Origin of the sequence: Spiroplasma poulsonii (assembly GCF_009866525.1) — a bacterium.
Lineage (GTDB): Bacteria > Bacillota_I > Bacilli_A > Mycoplasmatales > Mycoplasmataceae > Spiroplasma > Spiroplasma poulsonii.
Genome location: NZ_CM020866.1, coordinates 938793 through 964392 on the forward strand (window position 1 = coordinate 938793; position 25600 = coordinate 964392).

Consider the following 25600-nt stretch of genomic DNA (forward strand, 5'->3'; position numbering starts at 1 on the left):
CTGTTTTGTGTCAAGTTTAAAAAGATTTAGTTTACTTAGGTTTATCGTTTACAATTTGTTATACAGAGTAATAAGTGTAGTTTGATATTAAATAAAATAAATGTTTAGTATAAATGAATTTTTTAAAAAGACTGATTAGAACTCAGTCTTTTTAAATGATAAAAATAGTTTTAATTATGGGGTATTTTTTTCAAGTTAAAATTGTAGTATAATATATAAGTAAAAACATATGGGGGTTTTAATAATGGGGGATATGAAAAAAGTCATTGATTATTGAGATGATTATGATCCAAATGAATTTGATCCAGCAAAACGTCCAACTTCAATTGTTAAAACAAATGCTGATGAAATTCGTTTGGAACGAAACATTGTTAACAATGTTGAGACCACGGATGACTATGAAACATTTTCATATTATAATAATAAATTTAATGTTAATCAAAACCAGGATGATGAGGTTTTTAATGAAAGTAATAGTTATGATGAATTAGCAACCGATGAGGAACTTGAAAGTTTATCAAATCGATCAGAAAAAATAGTTGAAATTGATCAATCAGAAGAACTAAATGATTTAGATGAATTAAATTTAAATAATGAAAACCGTTTTGTCCCTCTTGACGAAAACGATACCCTTGAACCAGTTTTAAATGTTAACCAAATTTATGATCGTTGACAAAAATCAAAAACTAATTTGGTTACACGAAAATTAGATGTTCTTCGTAATCGAGTACAAGAGCCGCGTGTTGAAGGCCGTCGAAAATATAGTTTTCTTGTTCCTGAGACATTAGAAGAATTACTTAATAAACCAGCAAAAGTTGTGTTGGATGCAACACCTCGTGCTGGTGGGGATGAAATTTATTCTGAAAAAAAATACTTTAATAATGCTGATTTATTGTTAAAAGTGCAAGGAGAAGATGCTGTTAAACCAAAATGTAATGATTTAGGAACTAATCCAAATCATGAAAATTTAACTTTTACAGAAGAAAATATCACAACTATTCTTGATGAAAATGCAATAAATCATAATCCTGCGTTGAGTGATATCTTAAAGAATGCAAAGAAAAACATTGCAATTAGTAAAGAAGAAGCAATTTTTATTGATGAAAATGATGTTTTAGACCCTGACCATTTAAGTTATGAACAACGATTACGATTATTAAAATTAGCAGCTGATCCAAATAATGAGGAACGAAAAAAACTGTTACAAATGAAGCTAAACAATGGTAGTTTAAGTTCATTATCAGAAATTGTTAAAAAGCAACTACAAAGAATTAATGCAGGTGAAATTGAATTAACCGAAGAAAAAAACCAAAAGTAAAGCTGATGGGCAAAATAACCTTTGATCGCCTAGACAAATCAGTTTTTATTTTATGAAAAAAACTAATTTTTATTAATAGACTCTATTAATGTTGTTATTTTCAAGTTATAATAGGATAAATGAGTACAAGCAAAGGATGATTGAAACGATGTTAGGAAATAGTGAAATTGCCTTTATTTTAATTGGATTTTTTGTTGCAATTAATATTATTGTGTTAATTTTTTTAATTGTTTCTTATCGAAATATTTTAGTACCAATTCCAAATTTAAATAATACTCCTAGTCAAACAATGACATCTTTAGAAGTAATTGATCGTTATTTAACCAAAAAGAAAATTAGTGGGTTAAAAGTAGTACGAAAACCACATCAAGTGTTAATTACTAATTCTTATAAAAAGAAAACGTTTTATATTAATGATTTACAATTATTTAATCAGTCTTATTTTTTATCAGGGATAGGGTTAGATTATGTTTTAGGACGTACTTTTTTTGCTACACAGTTACACTTAAAAAATCGTCATATACGAACAATGAATTTTTTATTATATGTGGCACCGCCATTATTATTGTTTTTATTTTTCATATTATCAATTCTTATTATTATTTTTTATGTTTTAATAAAAGTGGATACAAGTTTACTAGATTTTAATTTTTTTATTTCATTGAACATTATGGCATTTTAAATTTAATCTTAATTTTTATTATTGCAGCTTATTTAATTTTATTAGGTTTTAATGGCCATTTTAAACAAAACTTAGAAAATTTGTATGAAACAGAAATGCGTCCATTTGTTAAGAAAGAATTTCCCGAATTATATGATGATTGAATTATTGCTCGTAGTTATGCTCGTGGAATTCAATTTACCTATTTATTTGGTTATAATTTTATTTTTAAACAGATTTATAAATATACTGGTCCATTTGGTTTATAAGAAGAGGGTAGGGGAGTTTTGTTATGAAAGTTATTTTTCATATTGATATGAATAGTTTTTTTGCTAGTTGTCACCAAGCATTAGATCCCCAGCGGAAATTAAAACCATTAGTGGTATCTTCACCCTCACGAAGAGCGATTGTGACAACAGCAAATTATGCGGCACGAAAATTAGGAATTAATAATCCAATGCCCCTTTATAAGGAAAAAGAAATTTATCCTAATTTAGAAGTTGTTAATCATGATTTTTGGTTATATGTTGAATTTGCCCAAAAATTATTTGATTTTATTAGTTCGCATTATACTAATCAAATTGAAGTTGCTTCAATTGATGAATGTTATATTGATGTAACAGATATTTATTTAAAGTATGGTTCAGCAATGCAATTAGCAGTTGACATGCAACAAAATGTTTTTCAACAGTTAGGGTTACCAAATAGTATTGGTATCTCATATAATAAATCTTTAGCAAAAATTGCTAGTGATTTAAAAAAACCAATGGGAATTACGTTAATTCGTCCAGAAGATGTTTCAAATCTTGTTCATCCGTTACCGGTTAATAAACTATTTGGAATTGGTCAACAAACAACAAAACGGTTAAATGCGCTTGGAATTATGACAATTAAAGATTTAGCAGAGTTTCCTGATTTTGCCTTATTAGAGACAATCTTGGGTAAACCGGCAAGTAGGTTTGTAGAACGAGCAAAGGGTGGGGGAAGTGATGAATTATTATTGGAGCATAATCAGTTAAAACAAATTGGCAATGAAACAACGGTATAATATGATTTGGTTAACTTTGAAGAAATTAAAAATAAAATTTATTTATTAGCAAAGCATGTAAGTCAACGTGCACAAAAAAGAACAATGGTTGGTAATGTTGTTTATGTTACTTTAAAAAATAGTAATCGAAAACGTTTTACCAAGCAGCAAAGAATCCAAAACTATACTAATCTGCTAGATGAGATTTATTCAACTGCCTATTAGATTGTTTGACCAATTTTGAACAGGTGAACCAATTCGATTAATTGGGGTTGGGTTACGAGGAATTATTAGTAAATATGATATTAAAGAGCAAATTTCTCTTGATGCATTACCCAACTTGCAAGTTGAAAGTTCAACAGTTAAGTTAATTAAAGAAATTAATAAAAAATATCGCAAAGATATTTTATTAACTGGTCAAAAATTAGAGGAATTAAAGTATGTTTTACAGGCACAAACAAAATATATTCAAGCAGATCAACGAATTTTAGATGAAACAAAGGTAAGGAACAAGGATAATGAGTAAGAAAGCTATGATAATTCCACCAACCAGTAAGAAAAACCCTAAAATTAGTGGTTTCTATTTAATTAAAAATTATATTACTAATCCAAATATTGAAATTGGTGATTATACTTATTATCATTGTGATCAAGAACAAGAAGCAATTGAATTTCAAAATAAAAGCATTTTATATCATTTTCCATATTTAAATGATCAAATTATTATTGGGAAGTTTTGTTCAATTGCTAAAAATGTTAAATTTCTAATGAATGGTGCTAATCATAATTACCAGAATTTTTTAAGTTATCCATTAGCATTTTTAACTGACAAAATTTAATTACAACGCTTCGGGAAAATACCCCACAAAAAGGAAATACAGTTATTGGTCATGATGTTTGAATTGGTTATAATGCCATTATTTTACCTGGTGTTAACATTGGCACTGGTGCTGTAATTGGGGCCAGCCAAGGTAATTAAATATTGCTTTACAGAACAAATCTTAACAGAAATAATGAAATCAGAAAAATAAAAGTTATAAAAAAGAAAAAGATAATAAAAAGAAAAGGGGAGTACAGTAATTTAATCTGTTAAGAACCCCTTTTCTTTTTATTATCTTTTTCTTTTGCCATTGCCTTAATAACTGCTTTTTCAATTAAATCTTCAATTTCATCAGTTGTTAAGACAACAGTTTTATTATTTGTTTTATTGGTGGAATTAGCATTAGTAGTTTTTGGTTTCGGTTTTTTGGTATTAGAAATAGTTTTCTTAGAACCATTTTTAGTTGTTTTTGTCCTATTGGTTGCTGTTTTTGTTTTCGATGTGCCTGAGACGACTTTTTTTTCTTGTTCTTCTTGCATTACTTCATTCAATTGTTTTAAATCAATATCATCAAAATTAGCTGCTGTTAATTTTTCTTTTTCTGGACTTTTAATCCGTTCAATTCCACGATTAACACGATAAGCATGGTCAATTATTTCTTGTAAACCAGATCCTTGTTGATTGGGAGTAGGGGAAGTGGATTCAGAATTTGTTGTACTTTGTGTCCCATTAACAGAAACACGTAAACGTGCCATTTTAGCTTTAATGTCGTTTTCATCAATACCAACACTTCTCCCCTCTTCACTTTCAATGCCCAGTTTATTTTTAATAGTACTATTATTTTTTTTCGCATTTTCTAAAATATATTGAATTGTGCCTTTTTCCGCCTGTTGTGTTTTTTCTGACTCAGTGGTAGTTGTTGGATTTAGCATTCGAGCCATCTTTGCTTTAATTTTTGTTTCATTTGCACTTGAAATAGCTTTATTACTGTTTTCTGGACATTCATGAATTTTCATGTGAATTGGACAAAATGTTGGTACTCCCATTGTAAACTCCCCTATTCTCTTTATTGTTATTATTATAACTTAAAACAGTACCATTTAAAATAGTGTATAGTGTAAAAATAAACAATAAAATTATTTAATAAAATCACATATAAAAACTAGTGTGCCACAGCTAAGATATATGATCAATTATAATAAATATTAAAATCCTTTAATCATAATTCTAAAGAAATTCAAAATCTTAATAATAACAAAAATTCCAAATGGAATTAAAATAATTCAAGCATCACCTAAAAAGGTCATTAATTGTGGTAATACAGCATAAATTGCTTCTTTAACTTTCATCATTGCTTGCCCTAAACCACTTCAAATAGAACCCATTCCATCTGAAATAGTAGGCAAAATCAAATATTGCTTTGTTTGCATAATTCCAACCTCCTATAATTAACTTAAAAAAGTTAACTAAATTAATAGTTAACTTTTTATCGGTTGGCATTTGCAATTTACATAGGAAAGGATTTTGTTAATATTGCGTAAACGTGTATAATAACTTAAAAATGGGAGAACTTTTAAAATGAAAAATAACAAAATCGATTGAACTAAACCTGATCAAGAAGTCGTAACATTTATTAACACAACACCAAAAGCATATACCCTTTTAGATGACAAAAAGTGATATATTAGCAAGGCTCGAGTACTATTTCCAGATGAAACATTTGTGATGGTTATGAAAATCTTTTTTCCGGGAGAAGTTATTAATAGTGATGAAGAAGGCATTTATGTTCAAACGGGAACTGGGATGATTAAAATTTTAGTTTTACAACCACCAGGTCAAGAAATGGCACCAGCAGGTACGTTTTATTTGACAGACCAAGGATTAAGATTAGGAAAATGATTTGATTGCACTAGTTTTGAAAAAAAATAATATGTTATATAAAATAAGAAATTAAAAATTAGTTTTAAAATATCAATCTTATGGTAAAATGTATTCACTAAATCAAACTAGATTTAGGTTATTTTTATGATATGTTAATAAATTTTAAAAAATATTAATTATATCAAAGATTAATAACCTGTATTAATGAAAATATTAAAAATTTAAAAAATAGTAAAATCAATTTTGAAAAAAATAAATTAGAAAAACCAAATCGAATAAAAAGACAAATAACCCCACTACCATTATATTGACATTCAAATCCAGGCCCTTCTCGAATTAATATTTCAAATGTAATTGCTAGTGTTAATTTAGGAATATTATCAAATAATGATCAAGCAACTATTTTAGAACGAATTTCAGAACAAAAACCTAACCTAGATACAACACAAATTCAAATTAATTTTACTAGATTTAATGAAGATGGTACGCAATTATGAACAATTAGCGTTAGAGAAAATAGTCAAATGTATTTTGTAGAACAAAATGTCCGTTTTTCTATTAGCTCTAATTTATGTGATTTTTTATCACAGCAAGATTTGACTAATATTTTGTTAATTCCTTTATGTACGGTTATTAAAAATACTGATTTAGGAGTATTACCGAATGAGGATCAAACAACTATTTTATCACGGTTGGCAAACTTAAATCCCAACCTAGATATAACACAAGTAGTTGCTCATTTCATAAGAATTGATGATAATGAAACTTTTATTTGAATAATTGCCCCCTCTGAAAATTCTATTTATACATCAGTGATTCAAGTTTACTTTAGAATTAATCCTACCTTAATGATAAATCATATACAAATTCCAGAAATAAATATTAATGTAGAAAAACAGAAAAAATTAAATAAAATAAATTTTGAACCCTTATCTGAAAATGAAAAAAGAAGTTTTAAAGAAACATTACAACGGATTGGTACAGCAGCAATTAGGGCTGGCATCATTCTTGATAAAGCAAAAATAACGGCTAATGTAATGCCACCTGTAAATGCTAACCATGAACTTGGAGCAAAGGAAATTATTACTTCAAGTTTAATTTCTACTGCTGGGTTGGCTGCTGTTTCCAAAACAACAGGTTTATCACCAATCAATGGTTTAAAAACAATTGCTAATTATTTTAGATATAATTTAGTTTCGCCGCCGCTTGAAACAACAGCAGAAACCGCCCAAACAGCGGAACTAGCACCGTTATTGTCATCAGGTGAAACAGCAATGCTAACCACTGCTGGAGAAGAAGCAATCATTGGCGCTGAAACAACAGTTAGTGCAACATTAGCTCCCGAAACATTAGGATTATCAGTTTTAATAGGATTAATCATTGTTGGTACTACCTCATTAATTTGATGATTAAATGATTCTAGTTCACAATTAATTAGAAATAACCACATAGTCAATATAATGAAATTGAGAAATATTATAAAGTTTTCCACGATCAATTAAAAATAGGAATTAATTTATCTAAATGAAAGAAAATAAGTCAAATTTATTATCAATATTATAATAATTATCAAAAATTTTCACATATGGTTAAAAAAGAAATTATTGATTTTTTTATAGAGAAGATCATAGTGGTTGGGGTGGAAGTATTAACGAAAATGATATTGATATTTTAATTAAAGCATTATTTAATAATTTTAATGAAATAAATAATAAATTTGTTGTAAATTCTGTCGGTGGTTGAAAAATTGTTACAGATACAAATGGTAGTTATTTTTTAATGGAATAAAAATAATTTTGGTAAAATACCCCCCTTTTGACTTAAATTTACTTTTTACACCAAAAAATAATAAAAATTTATTTTGGAAAAATATTTTATTTTATTAAAAAATAAAAAAATATTGTATTATTTTTAGATTAATAGTATACTATGAGTAAGGAAAAATATTTTTCCTAAATCTCTAAAGTAAACAGAATAATTATATTTTTAAGGGTTTATTATTACACTACTATCTCTCCCCTTTAGGTTATCTCTTATCTTTTCTTTTTATATAAGTTACCATAAAATAATTTAAAATATAAACCCTTATTTTCGCCAATATAATTATTCTTGTTTTCCAAAAAGAAAAAAAGAGATTACTTGTTTTCCCGACAGGTAATCTCTTTTAATTTGTAATATTAATTTGTTCAAAAAATTGAAATGTTTTTTTACCAATAATTACCTTTTTTTCCGTTTCACCATCAAGCGTATAAAGCACTTTATTAAAAAAACCATTAATATCAATCCCAATAATTTGTGTTAAGGCAATTGCTTCATCTAAAAATAAGATTGTGTGATCATTAACTTTAATTCATAAACTATTATTAACTAACGTTTGAATAATTAAATAGCTAAGAATTAAAACGTAATTACAAATTGCAATAATAACATATAAATAAACTAAAATATTTGGAATGTTTGTTAAGGTCATTAACAAAATATAATTAATAATAATAAACACATTAATTGGTGTTAAAACAAAATAAATTGTCACAAAAATAAAAATTAACATTTGTTTTCAGCGGTATTCTTTGTTAAACTGGTTGTTTTCCTTTTGTTTTTGATAATGTAAAAAAAATAAAATATGAAAGCTGTATAATGCAAGCATTAGAATTAAACTAAAAATTAAAATAATATGTATTGTCATTTGTTATATCCCCTTCTGTTGTCATACTTTAAAAATTGTCATTGATATTTTAACATCATTTGTAATAAAACGATAAATTTTTTCATTTGTACTAATAAAAAAACCAATTTGATATAAGCAATTAAGATTAAAAACACTAGGTAAAGCAAAATTAATATCTTTTAATCAAATTATTAACTTTTGTTGTTTTGCCGTAATTACTAATCGATAGTTAGTAATATAAATATCACCACTAATTGTTTCACTTCCGGTGGCGGAAGTAAGATTCAGATAGCCTGGAAGATTTTCAATATGATATTGCAGGTCAACTGCTGGTCTTAAATAATATGCGTTTTGATTAAGTTCTTTTTTCTTTATAATTTCATAGCTCGTAACTTTTGCATAATAATAACATCTTTCATTTTTAGGTAATTCATAGCTAATTGTAATTTCAGTTAATGAATTATTTAAAAATGAAAGATTATGATCAATATCATTTTGTAATACTTGGTTTTTTTGCTTAAATTGTTTGATTTTTTGTTGTTGAAATAATGCTAGAATTAAAACAATAATAATTGCCAATCCTAAAATACTTCCAAATAAAATGATTCCAATTCAATAACTATTCATTATTTTTTCACACCTTATAGATTGAATATGGGATTTCAAAACCCTTTACAATAATCATAAAACGTTTTTGTTCGATATATAGATAAAACCTTTGTAATAAAGTATTATTGATGCGAAAAATGCTTAATTCGATATTATCAATCTTGTTTAAATCTCATATTGTTATAATTTCATTATTAATAATTAATATTCGTTGGTTAGTAAGGAAAAGATGACCTGTTTGAAAGGGAACTTGTTCAATTAGCTTGATTTTTTTGCCATCACCATAACCAACAGTGATTCCATTATCAAAAGGAATTTGATATTTTGATTGTGGTTGATAAGAAACTTTTGGTGATTGCCGATGAAGATAAATTGTAACTGGGGTATTACTAAATCCTTTTTCACCAGGTTGTAATTTAAATTTAACGTCAATTTCTTGTAATTGTAACATTGCAAGGTTATTGTTAATGTATTCTTGATTATCTACTTCTAACTGTTTATAAATTTCATAGAACAAATGTTGTTTTTTACGATAAAACCATATAAAAAAACTAATAAAAATAATTAATAAAACAAGAAAAATACTAATTATAATTCATCCTAATGTTGTCATTGTCATTCACTTTCTATTTTAAAATATTAATTCCATTATTAAAATTATTAATAAAGGTTTGTAACATTAATTCTTCCGCTGAATTTCGTGGTTGTTCAAACCGATTATAATAATAAATATTAATTAATTCTTTTGTTTTTTGGTTTAATTTATAATAGTATTTTTTATCAATTAAAAAATGGGTTCCTTGATTAATAATAAGACTAGAGATAAAATTTTGTCATTGTTTTTCATTTTTAATTTTTTCTTCTCATTCAGTAAAATAAGTATTAAAAATGCGATTATTTTTATGATAAATAAAATGAACCTCGCCATTTTTGTCATGGTTAACTAACCGACTATATAAGATTTTATTTGGTAAAAATGGATTATTAGGTGAGTTAATCGCTTGGAAGGTAATTGGGGTTAGTTGTGCTAATAAAATATCATTTCAAGTAAGAGTATGAATTTCTTTTGGTAAGATGATTTTTTTAACTACATAATTACGATTTTTATTATCAAGATCATTAATTAAACGATATAATTCTAACTCATAAATTAAATGTAATTTCATAATTCGTCGTAATTTAAGAGTTAAAATAACTTGTTCCGCAACACTTAAATGGTGATAAAAGGCTAAATAAGTTTGATATACTTCTTGGTGATCAATTAAGTTATCATTAATATTTATTAAGAGAGCTGCTAATTGAGGTGAAAGCTCTTTTTCTTGTACTAGATATTCATTAAGATGGTTTTGACAAAAAACATTAAATGCATAAGGCACTTGGCCTTCGCCTGTTATGTCTAAAAACGGTGTTTTAATGTTTTTAAAAAAGTGTTTTGAATAATAACGATCTAAAAAATAGCAATTTTTACTTGTATTAAGTGGATAAAGGTGGTGTTCAGCGACTTTATTGTTGCAGTCTTGTAAAATACAAGTTTGGTTTGCACATTCTTGCAAAACACGTTGATAATGGGTTGTTTCTTGTTGAAGATACGCTTCTTTTAATGTTGGATCCCCTACTGCTTGTAAAATTGAAATATATTCTTCCCGTTTCTTTTGTGAATTTAATACTTTTGGTTTACAACAAGTTTCATATTTTTGTTTACTTAAACAAATACAATCTTCATCATTAGCAAAAGTAAAAATTGGGCGGTAATATTTATGCAAGTAATCTAATTGATCATCATCCAAATAATAACTTTTTAGTAATGCATCAAACATTGCTTGTTCTGACCCTTTTAAATTATGATCTAATTGTTTTTCTAATCCATCTTGCATTTATGAATCCCCTTCTTAGTTAATGTTCTTTAAAATAATTATAAACTTATCTCTTTAATTTTACTATAAAAAAAGCGCTTTAACTAAAGTAAAGCGCTCAAAGGCAACATATAGATTTTTCTGCAATAATTTCAATTATATTTTATTATTTTGATAATTTTATAAACAAACTACTTTTACGAATAAAAGCAACATTTTGGACCGTTAAATGATTATACAATTATAAAGTGCATTAATTGAAATTACCGCATAGTTTTGTAGTCTTTTACAAGGGAAACATATAATTAAAAACATAATTAATTATTAAGATTTGACCATATTAATAACTAATTAGTCTTTATGTAACTTGTTTAACTACGCAAATATTATATTTTATTTGCAAAATTTTTGCAAGTATTTTTTAATTTAACAAATAATTTTATGTAAAAAATAATAAAAAAATATTAAACTTTTTTAAAAAATAATAATTCTTAATTTTTTATGAATTATTTTGGTATATTAATCATATTAATTTTTCAATTTTGACCATCTTCAACAAAAAGGCCAATTAAAGGTTGGGGAATTGTCAATTTCTTAATGCTTGCTAAGTCAAGCACAGTATTAATCGTTTGTTCGGCACTTGTTGCTACTTTTGTTAGCCATTGGGGTTCAATAATTAATTGACGGCCAATTGCAACTAATGATAACCCGCTTTCTAGCCCTTTTAAAGCATCTTCTGGGGTACAAACACCTCCAACTCCAATCAAAGGAATTTTACCTTGATAACGCTGTAAAATGCTAGTGATTGTTGGAGTGGGATTTTCTTTATTACGCATACTTTTTCGTCATAAATATGATAATGAAATGTGAATGTAGTCTAAAGGGAATTTAATTAACTGATCCATTAGACTTCTTGCATTACTTGTTAAAAAATTGCAAATATTTGTAAAAAAGATACTAATAGAAAAATATAATTTTAATTAATTATGTTTTTTATTTAAAAATTTAATATTTTTCCACAACGAAAAATTAATTTATTATTTAAATTATTTAATTTTAAATAAATATTTTATGTTAAATATAATAATTGTAAATTATAAATTGAGGCAATTAAATTAAATCTTAAACCAAATCTTTTTCTTCGATTACGATATTTTTCTGTAATAATTTTAAATTTTTTAAGAATAGCAAAAATATTTTCAATAATAATTCTCATTTTTGAAACTAGTCTATTATATTGCTTTTGTTCTTTGTTTAAAGGGTTTTTCTTTGTTTTCTTTGTAGGTATTAGAACATTATTGTGATTTTTTTGTATTCCTTGATAACCACTATCAACTATTAATTTGGTATTTTTTAAAATTGGGATTTTTGATTCTTTAAATAAAGCATAATCATGTTTTTTTCCGAGCGAAAAACTTGTTGCAATAATTTTTTTGGTTTCTTGTTCGATAATTACTTGTGTTTTGATCGTGTGTTTTTTCTTTTTACCAGAATAAGATTGTTTTTGTCTTTTTTTGGGCGTTGGATTGGAGTTTCGGTAGCATCAATAATAATAGTTTTATCATTAAAATAATCATTTATTAGTGCTTTTTTACCAGCAAGTTGTTGAAAATCAGAGTTTTTAATTAAAATATCTTCAATTCACTTAATATTACGATAACAATTAGCCTCACTAATATCAAAACTTTTACCAAGATGAAAATAAGTCTGATATTCTCGTCAATATAATAAATTCATCAATAATCTATTTTCTAATGATAATTTATTAGTTTTACCACCTTTTTTAAATTTTTCTATTTCAGCAACTTTTAAAATATCTAACATTTTATTAAAAGTGGATTTTTTTATTCCTGTTAATCTTAACCATTCTCTATCATTAAGAGTATTAAATTTATTATTGTTCATATTTTTATGTCCTCATAAATTATATTTTATAATAATATTTTAATAAAAAAGGGTATCGCAAGAAGTCTAATGTATTTAAAACTAAAGAAGTATGCCTCTCCTTCAAGGACTCCGATTGGAATAATCATTAATGGATTTCCTAATACTTTATAAACTCCTGATTGTAAGTTTGATGAAATTGCGGCCATATCTCATAATGTTTTCATTGAAACAGCTCAATCGATGAATCCAGCTGAAAAGCCAAATCCAACCCTAATTCCAAATCCAACTGTTAATGTGGCAAAGACCCCAGTTAGTAAAGCATATAATCCTAATAAGATTGGTGCTAAGAAAACAAATGAGAATTCAATTGGTTCTGTAATTCCTGTTAAGAATGATACTCCAGCAGCTGATCCTAGAATTCCAGCATATTCAGCACGACGAGTTTTATCTTTAATTGATAAAATCATTGCGGCACAGGCAGCTGGTAATCCAAACATCATCATTGGGAAGAATCCTGCTTGGAACATTCCACTCCCCCCAGCTAAACCAAATTTAGCATCAGCATATAATTTACCTAAAAAGGCAGTAATATCTCCGTTCATTGTTGTAATAACACCAGTTGAAGTTCAACCGTTAATTGTTAAAACACCATCTTTACTGATTGAATAATCAGCTCATTGTAAAACCCCATTAACAACTTGTCATAAGTTCGTTCCTTGGTAGTTCATTAAATGCCCAATAATTGGTTGTTGGAACCATAAATAAGTGTTCAATACTTGGTGTAAACCAAATGGTAACAATAACCGGTTAAAAATCCCATAGAAAAATGCTCCTAATGGTGGGATTGCTCCTAAACCATAACCTAGATTAGATACTGTAATCCCAATTGAAATCAAGGTCAAATTGCTGCTAAAGCAAATGCTTCAACCAAGAAGAAAGCAGCAGTCACCATTGGGACAAAACGACGTCCTGAGAAAAATCCTAATGCTGCTGGTAATTTTACATTTGAATATTTATTGTAAATTAAAGCAACAAGACATCCTGCTAAAATTCCACCAAAGACCCCTCATACTAATGTTATATTTGGCACCATAACCTTTGATTGTGTCTCCGACACTAAAATCAAAGACATATAAAATTTGTGAATGTGGAACTGCTCAAAATTGATTATCTTGGAAATTACCAATTGGGGTGTGTCCTAATAATGCGTTATTGTAATATAATTGGGGAACAATTCCCATTAATCCTTCAATTACAGCTCATCCAAAAAATGCCACCAAAGCAGCTTTCCCCACGAAAGTCTTTGGCCATTCCAAATCCTAATCCAATTGCAAATAATGGCGCTAAGTTACTAATTGCTGCGTTTCCAACTGCCTGAAAAATCGAGCCAATGTATCAAATTGCTGATAATAATCCGGTTTGGGATAGGTCAGGGTTGATTGATACATCGTTCATTACCCCTCCTAACCTTAGTAACAAGGCGGCAACGGGCAACACAACAATTGGAAATTGAAGCGCTTTTCCTAATTTTTGCAAATATTGCATTACGTTTCCTCTCTTTCTGTTAAAAAGTAATTTTGTGTTTTATTAGTTTTGTTAATAGTTAAAAATTACACATTTATCTTAATAATAGTGAAAATACCAACAGCTAAGGAAATTGCAAATAATGAAGTTAGAATTAAGAAAATACTTCGTCTAATTTCAAATAAAACACCACGCTCACGCGTTACCCCTAATCGTTGTGTGTGGCGTTGATTATTCTTATTTCGTCAGTAAAAAAAATGAATTGATAAAAAAACAACAATAAAAATAATACTAACTGCAATTACTCCCCCTCAAATTAAGGTTTGAGTATGGTTATCTAATTTTTCAAGGTTGCTAGTATTACTTAATAAAATATAATGCTGTAACAATAATTTAATATCCATCTTGTTATGCTTTCTATTTTAACTATCTGTTTTAATAATATTTTTTTATTTTTAAAACTGTTGATCTTGATACCTTTTTGTTTTAGTACTGTTTTTACCAATAAAAACAAAGTTATGTTTTGATTTAATACATTCTGGATTGGTACAATGCAATTTATACTCACAAGGTTTTGAGCGACAGAAAAACACCGGTTGTTCACACATTTGACATGTTAAAATTGACTTTTGTGATTCTTGCATTGCCGCACATTTTGGGCAGTCATTAGCATGTTGTTCACAACCAATGAAGACACTGTCTGGCATTGCTAATCTCTTTTTAGTTTCGTTTGTATTGTTATTTTCGAAAGCCATGGTTTTTGTGTTCTCCTTTCATAAAATACTTGTAATAAACACCTCTCTTATCAAAAAAAATATCTGTTAATGGATAAATTTGCCATATATGATGGATGATAAAAATTATAATTAGGGTTAATACAACAAATAGTATATATTTTTTAGAAAAAATTAACAATGTTATTTTTTTAATAATAATGATAATTATTTTCTTAATGAAATAATTTGGAAAGTTTTAATTTAAAATAATAGGTGCCCCTTTTTAAGGGGTACCTATTATTTTATCAAAGTATCTAAGAAATGATAAGTGTCTTGATAATTTGGTTCAGAACTAACTGGTGATACTATTTGGAGATAAATAACTTGGTTATTTTGATCAAGTACCATCACACTACGGGCTAGTAAATTATTAAATTCAAAGTATAACTTTGTTTTGTGACCAAACTCACGATAGTTTGTATCTGATAATAAAATATGTTCGGGATTAACAAATGATTCACATGCCCGTTGTAAGGCAAATGGTAAATCACGGGAAATTGTTATTAATTGGACAGCGGGATATTTATTAAGAATTGTTTCATTAAATTGTTTTGTTTGTAATAAACAAACACTAGTATCAATGCTAGGAATTGAGGAAATAACTTTATATTCTTTCTTAAGATTTGTTAATTCAAAGTCCTCTCATTTAACAGTGTCTGCTTTGAATGTTAATGTATCACCAACTTTAAGATGATTTGATGCAATTAATGTTGCGACATCGCCACTCATTGTTCCTTTAGCCATAAATTCTGACCCTCCATTCTTGTTCCGATAATATTATATCCTAAAAGTTAATTAAGATAGTAAAGAATTTCAAGCATTTTCAACAATTTCCATAATTTTGCAATCAGACAAATGATTAACCGGAGTTGTTGTTCGTTGTAATAAACAAATAAATTCAATATTTTTTTTCTTATTACCTAAGATTGGTGAATAATCTAGGTTAATAATACTAAAACCGTTTGTGAGAACTAAATTAATTACTTTTTCAATGACCCTTTGATGAGCTTCCTTACTATTTATTTTTCCCTTATGAACTGTTTCTCTTGTACTTTCAAATTGGGGTTTAATTAAGAAAAAGGCATAATGATCTAATAATAAAATATCTTTTAACGGTGGAATAATTTTATCTAACGAAATAAAAGAAACATCACAACAAGCAAATTCAATTTGATCGGGTTCAAATAATTGTTTTGTAACATAACGAAAGTTAGTTTTTTCCAACGAGACTACTTGGGGATTATTTCGTAATTTTCATGCTAATTGATTAGTACCAACATCAACAGCATAAACTTTTTTTGCATTATTTTGTAATAAACAATCAGTAAAACCACCAGTTGATGAACCAATATCAAGACAAATCATATTATCAACGTTGATTTGAAAGGCTTCTAATCCCTTTGCTAATTTTTCACCAGCACGAGAAACATACTTTAATGGTTCTCCTCGTAAGGTAATAAGACTATCAACATCGACTAATTCACCAGCTTTTAAAGCTGGAACATTATTAACTAAAACATTATTAGCTAAAATCATTGCTTTTGCCTTTTCACGTGAAGGTGCTAACTTATGATTAACTAATAATTGGTCTAAGCGCATTTTCATTAAAGTTTATTCTTCCTTTCATTTTGTTTTGTTAAAAGCATGTTGGTTTTTATGACGAAATAGCAATCGTTGTTTTCGGGTTTTTGTTGCACGATATGTTTCTAAAATGGTATCTTGATCTAAAATATAATTGGTAATTTTCTTAAAGAAATAAGCACCATATGATAATGATCATTGTAAGGAAATAACCTTTTGATCAATTTTAGCTTCAATAATAGTTGAATAATTACTAATAATATAATTACATTCTAGCATTAGATTATTAATATTATGATATTTAAAAAGATAATACGATGTTTGTGGTAATTGATATTTTTGCATTAAAAATGCTAAATTTTTTGGAACAATTAACTGATGATTATCAAGATCAACTGTTATTTCTGCTGGTTTTCACAATGGGACAAAATGAATTTTTCCCTTCAGGGTCAATAATCGTTGTTTAACCTCATTCGACATTCGTCATTTCTTTGCTCACTTATTGTTTGCTCAATTGTAATAATTAAATTTGTTATTTTGCATTTTATCACCTTTTAGTTAACATAATTATACCAAATTTCAAAGTAAGAACAAAGAACTCTTTGTTCTTACCCCTCTTCTTTTTTGCAAATTATTTACGTTATTTTTTTAAAAGTTTGAAACAAAGTTGATATTTAGAAAATTATAATTAAAGACATTGTTACCAGAATAGAAAAGAATATAATGAAACTGTAAATAATATTTGTGGAAATATGTATAAATATTTTTACCAGGAGATGATATATTTAGTATTGTCAAAGTCATCAAATATTCATAGTAAATATAATAACATTGAAAAAAATATTGGTCAACTTAAAAAACAAGTATTGAAAAATCAAACATTCTATCAAAATAATAAATTAAATAATACATCAGGAATTATTAAAAATTTAAAAGATGGTATTGATGAATGAGATTATTACTTCGTTTATTCACATTTGTATTTAAATCATAGTTTAACAACAACCATTCAAAATGATTTAGGTTCAGTTGGTGGTGTTATTGCTTCCTTATTAGGTGCCATCCCCGAAATTGCTGCTGTTGCTGGCATTGTTGCTGCAATTCTAATTGCCCAATGATATATTTGAAATATTCCATCATATGATAACGGAAATGGTGTTGGAATTAATTTAATTGGGATTGTTCCAAATACTATCACATCAGTATGAGCACAATAATTAGTTTTTATTAAAATAACAATTAACTCCATATTTATTATTTGTATTACTACTAGTTTTATGAACCACAACGAACAAAAGTTTATGAAACAAAAATGGTCACAAAACAAGAAAATCAGTTAACTTATCGAATTAAAGAAGACCAGTTAGATTGTGGTGATTGTCTTAAAGAATTAACAGCTGTTAAAGCACAATTATCTAATTTAGACCAAGAAAAAACCAATTTAGAAAAAAATCTAACGGATAAAACGGTGGAAGTTGATAAATTCAAAGAAGAACTAAAACAGTTACAAGGTAAAAATGAAGAGTTAATAAAGAATCATGAGAAAGCATTAAATGATTTAAATACAATAATAAATGATTTAAAAGCTAAATTAGATCAAGCAAATCGAGTTAGAGAAAAAAGTAACAGCGCTTACAACAGCGTTAACAAAGATGACACAAGAAAAAGAAGCAACGCAAAACGAATTAAATAAAACGATTGAAGAAAAAAATAAGTTGGAATATGATTTACAAAATAAAACAAAAGAACTTAATAAACTGAAGGCTGATTTAGATAAAATTAAAAATGAAAAACGTAGCCTTTGAGATAAAATATTTAATTCATTTGCGATATAATAAAAAACTCAATTTAAAATTGAGTTTTTTATTATGTTATTTTATTTAAAATGTTTTAACAACTTTTTGAATTTCTTCATCATATTGATCAATTAATTCATCTGGTGCTAATGAACTTGTTGGAGGTACTTTTGTTCCCGCCACTAAAATTGGTTTATTAACTGTTGCTCCCACGAATTCTCAAGTTCCTTTTAAATATTCAGTATGGTTTCCTCATGGATATCATCCAAAAGGTGCTCCCTGGGTTGTTAAGATTTGAACTTTTAAATGTGATAGTAATCCAATCGAATCCCCTTTTTTTAAATATTTATATGAAAATGTTTTGTTAGCAACTAAGACATGATCTAAATAATTTTTCATTAACCCAGAAACATTAAAGTTATTCATTGGACAAACAACAATAACCTTTTGTACTTCTTTTAATTGGTTAATATAAACATCGGCATCTTCGACATTAAAATAACTATCAAAGTTATCACGCGTTAATGTTTTTAAAGCCATTGCGGTATTATTTAAATCTAAATGAATAATTTCATCATTTGCATTTAATGCTTGATAATGTTTAATAAAACGAGCTGCTAACGCTTTTGAATATGATTTATCATTAGGACTAACAGTTCCATAAATTACTAATACTTTATTTGACATCGTTATCTTTCCTTTCTGGTATTATTTTATCATAATTCAGGATTTGGTTTGATATTGATTATCTTTTTAAATAAACCACGATGATAATTGTTGATAATTTGGATATAACGGATCATTTTCACCAGGATTAATAATTGTCATACCAATAACATATTTGTTAATAATAGTATTAAAACTTTGAATGGTAGTTGCATTTGGGGTGATTTTTCCTAGGAAATAAATGTTTTTTAAGGTTGTATAAAACTTATTGCCATTAGTTAAAATTACGGAAAATTCACTATTTGTTGTCGTTGTTTCACCATATTCACGAAGCTTAACAAAATAATAATATGGATTACTTTCATCATTTGGTGTTGAAGTCATCATTGTTTCAATCGAAGTTCCCTTAAATTGTTGGTCAGGGTTGTTATTTTTTCAACTAATAACAGCTTGATTAATGTTACTTCAATTAATACTTGTTGCTGGTAACCCATTAGTATTATCATCAATTTTATCAACAATTTGACTAACAATATCATTAACAACATCATTTTTTTCATTATCACTAAGACCATTTAAGGCGTTATCAATATTGTCAATAAAATCATTAGAATTAGAAATTGAATCAATAATATCGGATAATGATGAATCATTTTTTAACCCAATTGCCATTCAGAATCAATAGGCAATAGCATCACCAGATTTTTGAACTTGTCATGATGGTAATCAATTAAACATTTTATTCGTTGGACTATGGCGAAATTGATTTGGATATTTACTAGCATCCTTTCTTGTTGCATTAATCATTGTTGGTAAATCTTGGGAGAAATTATTTTTGTTATAAAAAACGTTTGTTGAAAGTAAATTTGTTAAAAAATAACTAAATATCATCATTGTACAAAAACCAAACACAGCCCCAAAAAGATAATTAATGGGACGATTAATTTCTACTTTTTTAAATTGTTTCCGCAGAACTGGGACATAAACAGAAAACAAAATGGTGTTTGTTCCAATAATTTATGCTCCATATAAAATGATAATTGCCAACCAATTTGCCACAATAATAGATGCCCTATTTAATTGGGGAATATTGTTAAGAACTGGCTTAAGAACATTATTTAAACTGGCTGCTAAACTTGGAATAATTAATGGCGCGATAAAAAAGAGCATGCCTAACAAAATAACATTTGCCCCCATAAAATATAAGCTACCAAGCGTTTTAACGAAAAGACCAATTATTATACCAAGGTTTAATAAGACAAAAATTATAACTTGTCATAATACAACGGGAACAATATTAATCATCGCTTTCTCCACTCTTTTGTTGATTAAATTATACTATAATTTTTAATTAAAAAAGAAATCTTATTTTTAAGATAAGATTCTTGTGATTTTATTTCTAAATGGATCACTAGCAGGTCTTTTAACTCACTCTTGTCAGTCACCATTAAAAGCACGCATAAAGTCTCATTCACGCAGATAATTTAAACCATGAGAAGTGAATGTTTTAGCACTTGGTTGTTGGCCAATAAATCCTTTATCATCATTAACTGACCACATACTAATAAATGCTAAGTTTTCTTCATGGGATCAATTATAAAGTTCTTTTGCATCTTCTAAGTTGAAAACCCCTTCAACGGTATCATTAACCCCAATCATTGGTGTTACGCCTAAGAAACGGTTTAATGTTTTATCATTAACATTAACATCATAGACTTTATGAATAATTTATTTTAAGTTATGACGAGTCCTTACGGTTGTTGCTTTTGCTAAATCAAAATTTGTTTGACCACGATTACGAGCTTGGGTATAAATCACATTGCCATAATCCATTGCCATAATGATTACTATTAATATTATTTTGATTAACATTGCGATTAATTACGGTTTTGTTTTTATTATACTGAAGAAAAACATTATTGGTAATAACTATATTAGATTAGGAAAAATTATTGTTGTACAAAAAATTAAACTTAAAATAATTGATTTTAGTTTCATCTGTTTCTTATAGACAATTTAAATACCCTTATTATTTTTTTTCATACAACAATTTCTACTTTCCTTTTTTTATTACTACCATTTAATATCAATCTAGTACAAAATGAAATTATTAACTTTGATTTGCTCATTTTATATCTACTTCCTTTTTTCTATAATTATATTTATTAATGTTTATTAATTTAATTCATATATCAAAAGCATTGTTAAATTTTTTATTTTAAGACTTTGAAGTGATCAATTTTTATTATCATTATTTAATAAAACATAATGATTTTTGACTTGACATAAAAAATTATTTAATATTTTTTGCATAAAATAAACTCCTTAAAATAACAAGATTCATTTCATTAATATTATCCTTAAAAAAAGTATATTCATACTTTTAACAAATTGTTATTATAATTTTAATTTTAATGCAAATAATTTGATATAAGAAAAACTTAATTATCATCTAAGTTTCACCTTCATTTTCTTTAATTATAATGCGTTCTCAATTGCTGCTAATAAATATTGTTTTAATGTTGTTTGATTTTCATAAGTATTTTGAAGGGTACTAAAGAAAGCATTCATTCCAATTGGCGAATGATTATCAATTCCATCTTTATAAGCATGTTGTAATACTTTTACCATCCTATCAAACGGCGTATTTTTACTTTGATTATCAGATACATTGTGTAAAAAATTAACTAAGTTTGTTTTAACTCACTTTGTTGTTTCAATCCCCGTTCATGATGGATGATCAATTGAGGTTTGGTTGGTGTTAATTCAACATTTTTTTGTGCTATTATTTTCATTTCAACTATTATTTTTTGCATCATAACCACATTCTGATGAATAAATGTTATTTAAAGCATCAAAAGTTGATGTTAAAATTTGTTTTAAGGCACTTGTTACAACAATATCTTCACCATAAATTTTTGATTGTTCAGTATCAACACCAACAATCTTTGCATTAACTTTATTAATTCTAATTTGATTAACAGTATCTTGTACTTGTGCTCCAGCAACAGGAAAAATAATTTTAGCACCACGAGATAATAATTCATCACTAATAATTTTTCCATCAACAGCTTGAAACGATTGTGAAAATCATGATTCATTTTTGTTTAAAACATTTTGCACTTTAGCAACTGGTTGCAAAGTACTGATGTTACTATTAATAACTTGAACTTGTTTTAGAATTTCATCTTTTAAATAATTCATTTTTTGTCCAGGTAATGAATTAATGATTGCATTAAAAACATCAGTCCCAACTAAAAACCCTCACATATAATTTGAAACAGCAATTGGATTATCCATTCCACCATAACTTCCAATTTTTAATTGATTATCATATTCTTGCTGATGTGCATTTAAATAAATGCTTGCCGCTAAACTTGCATAGAATCCTGATGCCTCTGCTTGATAAGTAATACCAATAATATTTTTTGCTAATGGTCCACTTGGATTCATATTGATATGTATCCCTTGCCCACTGCCATCAATATAAATAATATTATCAACTAAACCTGCTGCTCACCCAATTGTATTACCATGGTTAAAACCAGGTAGTACAAATGTTTTTGCGCCAGAAATAGATGAGGTAATATAAGCACTTTTAAAATCACCTGGTGTTTGACTAACTGGTTCAAAATAACTTGCTCTTAAGTTTGATTGCTTTCATTGTGATAATGGTAAGGTTGGGTTTGCTCTTGCCACAGCATACTTACTAGCCCCTTCTCATGTTAATTGGTTAAAAGCAAGATCACTTGTTGTTCCACCATCGGTAATAACTCAAATACTACTATCAAAAAGATATTTCTTTCCACAAGCAACAACACTAGCAGCAGAAGCGCCAACAACAGTAATTGTTGTAAAAATTTGTAAAAGACTTTTCATTTCTTTGCTCCTTTTTTAAATTTAATATTTCTAAAAATAAAAAACATTAGCCCGTTACTTTCAATTAAAATATGAAGGGTTAATGTCTGAAAAGCAAAATCATTAACCTATAGAGTCTTTTTCCCATGGTAAGACGTAGAAACGCTAGACCATATTACTAGCATATACAGGTATATTATTTATTTTTATGTTTATATCATAACTCTTTTTTTATAAAAAGCAATTTAAAAAATTAAAATAAAAATAAAAATGAAAAAAACAATCCGGGTGAGATTGTTTTTTTAGGGTATCCATGAAGTATAAGATAAATATAATACAAAGTATGGTCATATTGATAGGGCTAAACTTGTGTTATTTATTATAATTAATAAATGTACAATTCTTATACTTCCCTAGACATTTATAATTATATAGTTCAAAAAATAAAATTCAACAATATTCAATTAACTTTTTATATTTTTTTTCGTATTTGGAACAATAATGGAATGTAATTGGAATTAAATTGGAACAATATAAAAACTCTTGATTTTACTGCGTTTTAGTGATATTTAAAATAGTTAATAAAAGCTTAATTTCCGTTAATATTTCAATTAGTTCCTTCAACATGTGATCATAAATAACCAAGAAAACACAAAAATTAACTTTAATGTTGAATTTATCTGCTTTTAGTCGTATGATTATTGTGAAATTATCTAAAGGATAATCCAATAATTATAATTTATGTGAAACTAAAAAACCCTTGATTTTACTGGGTTTTTTCAACTCCCCTACCGGTATCCCCAACTCCCCTACCGCTCTTCTTTTACATAAACAAAATTATTGCAAAGATAAGGAATGTTTGAACAATGAATAAACGAAATAACACAAGAAAAATAATGGTTGGTGACATCCAAATTGGTGGTCAAAACAAAGTTGTTATTCAATCAATGACTAATACAAAAACTCACTATATTAAAGCTACTTTAGCCCAAATTAATCAATTATATCAAGAAGGATGTGAAATTGTCCGAGTAGCAGTATTAGGCAAAGATGATGCAGCAGCTTTGAAAACGATTGTTGAACATGCGCCCTGTCCTTTAGTGGCTGATATTCACTTTAACCATAAATTTGCTCTAATTGCCGCTGATGTTGGAATTAGTAAAATTCGAATTAATCCCGGCAATATTGGTAGTATTGAAAATACCAAAAAAGTTGTCGCAAAATGTCAAGAGAAAAAAATCCCAATTCGAATTGGGGTTAATTCAGGAAGTCTCCCTTTAGATCTAGTCAATAAATACGGTTGAACACCAAAAGCAATGATTGAAAGTGCTCGACGTCATATTGAAATATTAGAAAATCTAGGATTCTATGATATTATTTTATCGTTAAAAGCAACCGAAGCATTAATGGCCATTGAAGCTTATACCTTAGCTAGTCAAGAATGAAACTATCCCCTTCATTTGGGAATCACTGAAGCTGGTAGTCATCATACCGGAACAATCAAATCATGTAGTGGCTTAGCACCCCTTCTTTTCAATGGGATTGGTGATACCATCCGGATTAGTTTATCAACTGATCCAATTGCCGAAGTTGAAGTTGCAAAACGAATGTTAAATGCCCTTGGGCTTTATGATAATGTTGTTGATGTTATTGCTTGTCCAACTTGCGGTCGGCTTGAATATAATCTCTTCCCAGTAGTCAAAGAAATTGAGGAATATACCAAGGACATGAAATTTCCATTAAAAATTGCCATCTTAGGTTGTGTTGTTAATGGTCCTGGTGAAGCAAAACAAGCTGACCTCGGAATTGCTGGGGGAAAAAATGGCGGCATTATTTTTAAAAAAGGTAAAATTTATAAATCATGTAAACAAGAAGAACTTGTGCCTGAACTAAAATTACTGATTGATGAATATCATCGTGACTGACAAGAAAAAAATCGCGCTAATAAAACTACATTATAATTTATGATACAATTAAAAAGTGGTAAAGAAAATAGAGGTGAAGAGTAATGGATGTATGTTGTCCCGCAAAAAACCATAATTGTATGTCATGTCGTACCTGTAGTAAACCAAAAGTAGGATGTCGTTCTTGTTTAATTTGTATTTCTTGCACAGATTGTATTAACAAGAAGTGTGAATGTCGTAAAGGAAAACGTTAATAAAATAAAAATCTAAGTAATCATTACTTAGATTTTTATTTTATTAATTTGATATTAAATGTGTATAAGGAAATTCATTAATTAAAAAATCAAATCATCCTGGGTTTGGATTAATATACGGATAAATTCGTTCAAACTGTTCTAAAGCACTATCAAAATCATCATCATTAATATATCCTTTAGCAACTAAATACATAAAAACAATTGAAGCACTACGATTAACACCTCAAATACAATGAACATAAATTTTTTTAGTTTTAATATTATTTTCAATAACTTTTAATGCTTGAATGACAACATTAACATCTAACTCTTGTAAAGTTGAATAATCTTTAAAATTAAAATAAATATGTTGATCATCAGTTCAAATAAACTCTTGATTATCATTTTTAATGTTGTGCTTTTGAATTTGTTCACGATAAATTTCAGCCGCACAACTGATGACTAAGTTAGCATCGGTTGGAATACTATGATGGTCACCAAGATATAAATTAGTGATAATTTTTTTTGCTGGCAT

General features: G+C 27.4%; 36 protein-coding genes, 1 pseudogene and 1 riboswitch. Of the genes and pseudogenes, 14 read left to right on the top strand and 23 right to left on the bottom strand.

Going from position 1 to position 25600, the window contains the following annotated elements; translation table 4 throughout:
* The first annotated feature begins 244 nt into the window (after positions 1-244).
* The 8 genes and pseudogenes from MSROBK_RS05270 to MSROBK_RS13500 form a co-directional block, all read left to right on the top strand.
* Complete coding sequence (locus MSROBK_RS05270) at positions 245-1318, top strand: hypothetical protein (RefSeq protein WP_040093510.1); 1074 nt, start codon at positions 245-247, stop codon at positions 1316-1318.
* Positions 1319-1466: 148 nt separating this feature from the next.
* Positions 1467-2000: a hypothetical protein gene (locus tag MSROBK_RS05275; protein ID WP_227991470.1), complete on the top strand. Its 534-nt coding sequence runs from the start codon at positions 1467-1469 to the stop codon at positions 1998-2000.
* 80 nt (positions 2001-2080) lie between these two features.
* Positions 2081-2248, top strand: a complete 168-nt coding sequence (locus tag MSROBK_RS11580) for a hypothetical protein (protein WP_227991471.1) — start codon at positions 2081-2083, stop codon at positions 2246-2248.
* Positions 2249-2271: 23 nt separating this feature from the next.
* Entirely contained in the window at positions 2272-3027 is a 756-nt protein-coding gene (locus MSROBK_RS11585; RefSeq protein ID WP_227991472.1) for a Y-family DNA polymerase, read from the top strand.
* A 6-nt stretch (positions 3028-3033) separates the two neighbouring features.
* Positions 3034-3231, top strand: coding sequence for a DinB/UmuC family translesion DNA polymerase (locus tag MSROBK_RS11590; RefSeq protein ID WP_227991474.1), 198 nt, complete (start codon positions 3034-3036; stop codon positions 3229-3231).
* Positions 3206-3532, top strand: coding sequence for a hypothetical protein (locus MSROBK_RS11595; RefSeq protein WP_227991476.1), 327 nt, complete (start codon positions 3206-3208; stop codon positions 3530-3532). The genes MSROBK_RS11590 and MSROBK_RS11595 overlap by 26 nt, the downstream gene beginning before the upstream one ends.
* Positions 3525-3845 (top strand): LbetaH domain-containing protein, encoded by a 321-nt coding sequence (locus MSROBK_RS05285; protein WP_052443493.1) that lies wholly within the window; start codon positions 3525-3527, stop codon positions 3843-3845. Before MSROBK_RS11595 ends, MSROBK_RS05285 begins: the two co-directional genes overlap by 8 nt.
* 32 nt (positions 3846-3877) lie before the next feature.
* Positions 3878-3970 (top strand): annotated as a pseudogene (locus MSROBK_RS13500) (DapH/DapD/GlmU-related protein); the annotation flags it as partial.
* A 125-nt stretch (positions 3971-4095) separates the two neighbouring features.
* Here the strand turns inward: MSROBK_RS13500 and MSROBK_RS05290 are convergent.
* Positions 4096-4872, bottom strand: coding sequence for a hypothetical protein (locus MSROBK_RS05290; RefSeq protein WP_040093512.1), 777 nt, complete (start codon positions 4870-4872; stop codon positions 4096-4098).
* A 159-nt stretch (positions 4873-5031) separates the two neighbouring features.
* Positions 5032-5256 carry a hypothetical protein gene (locus MSROBK_RS05295; protein ID WP_040093513.1) on the bottom strand — a complete coding sequence of 75 codons (225 nt, stop codon included), beginning with the start codon at positions 5254-5256 and terminating at the stop codon, positions 5032-5034.
* Between the two features lie 148 nt (positions 5257-5404).
* Between MSROBK_RS05295 and MSROBK_RS05300 the strand changes: the two genes are divergently transcribed.
* Together MSROBK_RS05300 and MSROBK_RS05305 are read left to right on the top strand one after the other, a co-directional pair.
* Positions 5405-5755: a DNA-3-methyladenine glycosylase gene (locus MSROBK_RS05300; protein WP_052443494.1), complete on the top strand. Its 351-nt coding sequence runs from the start codon at positions 5405-5407 to the stop codon at positions 5753-5755.
* Between the two features lie 476 nt (positions 5756-6231).
* Positions 6232-7209 (top strand): hypothetical protein, encoded by a 978-nt coding sequence (locus MSROBK_RS05305; protein ID WP_040093517.1) that lies wholly within the window; start codon positions 6232-6234, stop codon positions 7207-7209.
* A gap of 662 nt (positions 7210-7871) precedes the next feature.
* Here the strand turns inward: MSROBK_RS05305 and MSROBK_RS05310 are convergent.
* From MSROBK_RS05310 to MSROBK_RS05365, 15 genes are all read right to left on the bottom strand, one after another.
* Positions 7872-8393: a hypothetical protein gene (locus MSROBK_RS05310; RefSeq protein WP_040093519.1), complete on the bottom strand. Its 522-nt coding sequence runs from the start codon at positions 8391-8393 to the stop codon at positions 7872-7874.
* 3 nt (positions 8394-8396) lie between these two features.
* Positions 8397-9002 (bottom strand): hypothetical protein, encoded by a 606-nt coding sequence (locus MSROBK_RS05315; protein WP_227991477.1) that lies wholly within the window; start codon positions 9000-9002, stop codon positions 8397-8399.
* Positions 8995-9597, bottom strand: a complete 603-nt coding sequence (locus tag MSROBK_RS05320) for a hypothetical protein (RefSeq protein ID WP_040093520.1) — start codon at positions 9595-9597, stop codon at positions 8995-8997. Before MSROBK_RS05320 ends, MSROBK_RS05315 begins: the two co-directional genes overlap by 8 nt.
* Before the next feature lie 13 nt (positions 9598-9610).
* The gene (locus MSROBK_RS05325; RefSeq protein WP_040093522.1) at positions 9611-10858 is read right to left on the bottom strand and encodes a hypothetical protein; all 1248 of its coding nucleotides are present in this window, start codon (positions 10856-10858) and stop codon (positions 9611-9613) included.
* A 485-nt stretch (positions 10859-11343) separates the two neighbouring features.
* A complete protein-coding gene (locus tag MSROBK_RS05330; RefSeq protein WP_040093523.1) occupies positions 11344-11742 on the bottom strand; it encodes a beta/alpha barrel domain-containing protein in 399 nt (132 codons plus the stop codon).
* A 164-nt stretch (positions 11743-11906) separates the two neighbouring features.
* A complete protein-coding gene (locus MSROBK_RS13505) occupies positions 11907-12305 on the bottom strand; it encodes a transposase family protein (RefSeq protein WP_242441474.1) in 399 nt (132 codons plus the stop codon).
* Entirely contained in the window at positions 12290-12742 is a 453-nt protein-coding gene (locus tag MSROBK_RS13510; protein ID WP_040093525.1) for an IS5 family transposase, read from the bottom strand. Before MSROBK_RS13510 ends, MSROBK_RS13505 begins: the two co-directional genes overlap by 16 nt.
* 26 nt (positions 12743-12768) lie before the next feature.
* The gene (locus MSROBK_RS05340) at positions 12769-13620 is read right to left on the bottom strand and encodes a PTS transporter subunit EIIC (protein WP_242441444.1); all 852 of its coding nucleotides are present in this window, start codon (positions 13618-13620) and stop codon (positions 12769-12771) included.
* Entirely contained in the window at positions 13587-13856 is a 270-nt protein-coding gene (locus MSROBK_RS12135; protein ID WP_323754981.1) for a PTS transporter subunit EIIC, read from the bottom strand. The genes MSROBK_RS05340 and MSROBK_RS12135 overlap by 34 nt, the downstream gene beginning before the upstream one ends.
* A 77-nt stretch (positions 13857-13933) precedes the next feature.
* Positions 13934-14179: a hypothetical protein gene (locus MSROBK_RS11600; RefSeq protein WP_227991491.1), complete on the bottom strand. Its 246-nt coding sequence runs from the start codon at positions 14177-14179 to the stop codon at positions 13934-13936.
* Between the two features lie 155 nt (positions 14180-14334).
* Positions 14335-14652: a hypothetical protein gene (locus MSROBK_RS05345; protein ID WP_040093528.1), complete on the bottom strand. Its 318-nt coding sequence runs from the start codon at positions 14650-14652 to the stop codon at positions 14335-14337.
* 51 nt (positions 14653-14703) lie between these two features.
* Positions 14704-15003, bottom strand: a complete 300-nt coding sequence (locus MSROBK_RS05350) for a hypothetical protein (protein WP_040093529.1) — start codon at positions 15001-15003, stop codon at positions 14704-14706.
* Between the two features lie 258 nt (positions 15004-15261).
* Positions 15262-15768 carry a redoxin family protein gene (locus MSROBK_RS05355; protein WP_040093530.1) on the bottom strand — a complete coding sequence of 169 codons (507 nt, stop codon included), beginning with the start codon at positions 15766-15768 and terminating at the stop codon, positions 15262-15264.
* A 51-nt stretch (positions 15769-15819) separates the two neighbouring features.
* Positions 15820-16629: a TlyA family RNA methyltransferase gene (locus tag MSROBK_RS05360; RefSeq protein WP_040093531.1), complete on the bottom strand. Its 810-nt coding sequence runs from the start codon at positions 16627-16629 to the stop codon at positions 15820-15822.
* 6 nt (positions 16630-16635) lie between these two features.
* Positions 16636-17148 carry a hypothetical protein gene (locus MSROBK_RS05365; RefSeq protein ID WP_040093532.1) on the bottom strand — a complete coding sequence of 171 codons (513 nt, stop codon included), beginning with the start codon at positions 17146-17148 and terminating at the stop codon, positions 16636-16638.
* Between the two features lie 248 nt (positions 17149-17396).
* Here MSROBK_RS05365 and MSROBK_RS11215 point away from each other — a divergent pair, with 248 nt between their 5' ends.
* From MSROBK_RS11215 to MSROBK_RS05380, 3 genes are all read left to right on the top strand, one after another.
* Positions 17397-17822 carry a hypothetical protein gene (locus MSROBK_RS11215; protein WP_052443496.1) on the top strand — a complete coding sequence of 142 codons (426 nt, stop codon included), beginning with the start codon at positions 17397-17399 and terminating at the stop codon, positions 17820-17822.
* A gap of 95 nt (positions 17823-17917) precedes the next feature.
* Positions 17918-18298: a hypothetical protein gene (locus MSROBK_RS05375; RefSeq protein ID WP_040093534.1), complete on the top strand. Its 381-nt coding sequence runs from the start codon at positions 17918-17920 to the stop codon at positions 18296-18298.
* Positions 18258-18440, top strand: a complete 183-nt coding sequence (locus MSROBK_RS05380; RefSeq protein WP_040093536.1) for a hypothetical protein — start codon at positions 18258-18260, stop codon at positions 18438-18440. The genes MSROBK_RS05375 and MSROBK_RS05380 overlap by 41 nt, the downstream gene beginning before the upstream one ends.
* Positions 18441-18485: 45 nt before the next feature.
* Here MSROBK_RS05380 and MSROBK_RS05385 read toward each other — a convergent pair whose 3' ends face one another.
* The 5 genes from MSROBK_RS05385 to MSROBK_RS05405 form a co-directional block, all read right to left on the bottom strand.
* On the bottom strand, positions 18486-19088 hold the full coding sequence (locus MSROBK_RS05385; RefSeq protein ID WP_040093537.1) for an FMN-dependent NADH-azoreductase: 603 nt from the start codon (positions 19086-19088) through the stop codon (positions 18486-18488).
* A 66-nt stretch (positions 19089-19154) separates the two neighbouring features.
* Complete coding sequence (locus tag MSROBK_RS05390; protein WP_040093539.1) at positions 19155-20063, bottom strand: hypothetical protein; 909 nt, start codon at positions 20061-20063, stop codon at positions 19155-19157.
* A gap of 21 nt (positions 20064-20084) precedes the next feature.
* Positions 20085-20372, bottom strand: a complete 288-nt coding sequence (locus MSROBK_RS05395; protein ID WP_040093540.1) for a hypothetical protein — start codon at positions 20370-20372, stop codon at positions 20085-20087.
* A gap of 66 nt (positions 20373-20438) precedes the next feature.
* Positions 20439-20726 (bottom strand): glycoside hydrolase family 18 protein, encoded by a 288-nt coding sequence (locus MSROBK_RS05400; protein WP_040093541.1) that lies wholly within the window; start codon positions 20724-20726, stop codon positions 20439-20441.
* Between the two features lie 819 nt (positions 20727-21545).
* Positions 21546-22946 carry an ABC transporter substrate-binding protein gene (locus MSROBK_RS05405; RefSeq protein WP_040093542.1) on the bottom strand — a complete coding sequence of 467 codons (1401 nt, stop codon included), beginning with the start codon at positions 22944-22946 and terminating at the stop codon, positions 21546-21548.
* A gap of 90 nt (positions 22947-23036) precedes the next feature.
* Positions 23037-23136, bottom strand: a riboswitch (purine riboswitch).
* A 655-nt stretch (positions 23137-23791) separates the two neighbouring features.
* Here MSROBK_RS05405 and ispG point away from each other — a divergent pair.
* Entirely contained in the window at positions 23792-24886 is a 1095-nt protein-coding gene (gene ispG, locus MSROBK_RS05410) for a flavodoxin-dependent (E)-4-hydroxy-3-methylbut-2-enyl-diphosphate synthase (RefSeq protein WP_040093543.1), read from the top strand.
* 240 nt (positions 24887-25126) lie between these two features.
* Here ispG and MSROBK_RS05415 read toward each other — a convergent pair whose 3' ends face one another.
* Positions 25127-25600 (bottom strand): protein-tyrosine phosphatase family protein, encoded by a 474-nt coding sequence (locus MSROBK_RS05415; RefSeq protein ID WP_040093545.1) that lies wholly within the window; start codon positions 25598-25600, stop codon positions 25127-25129.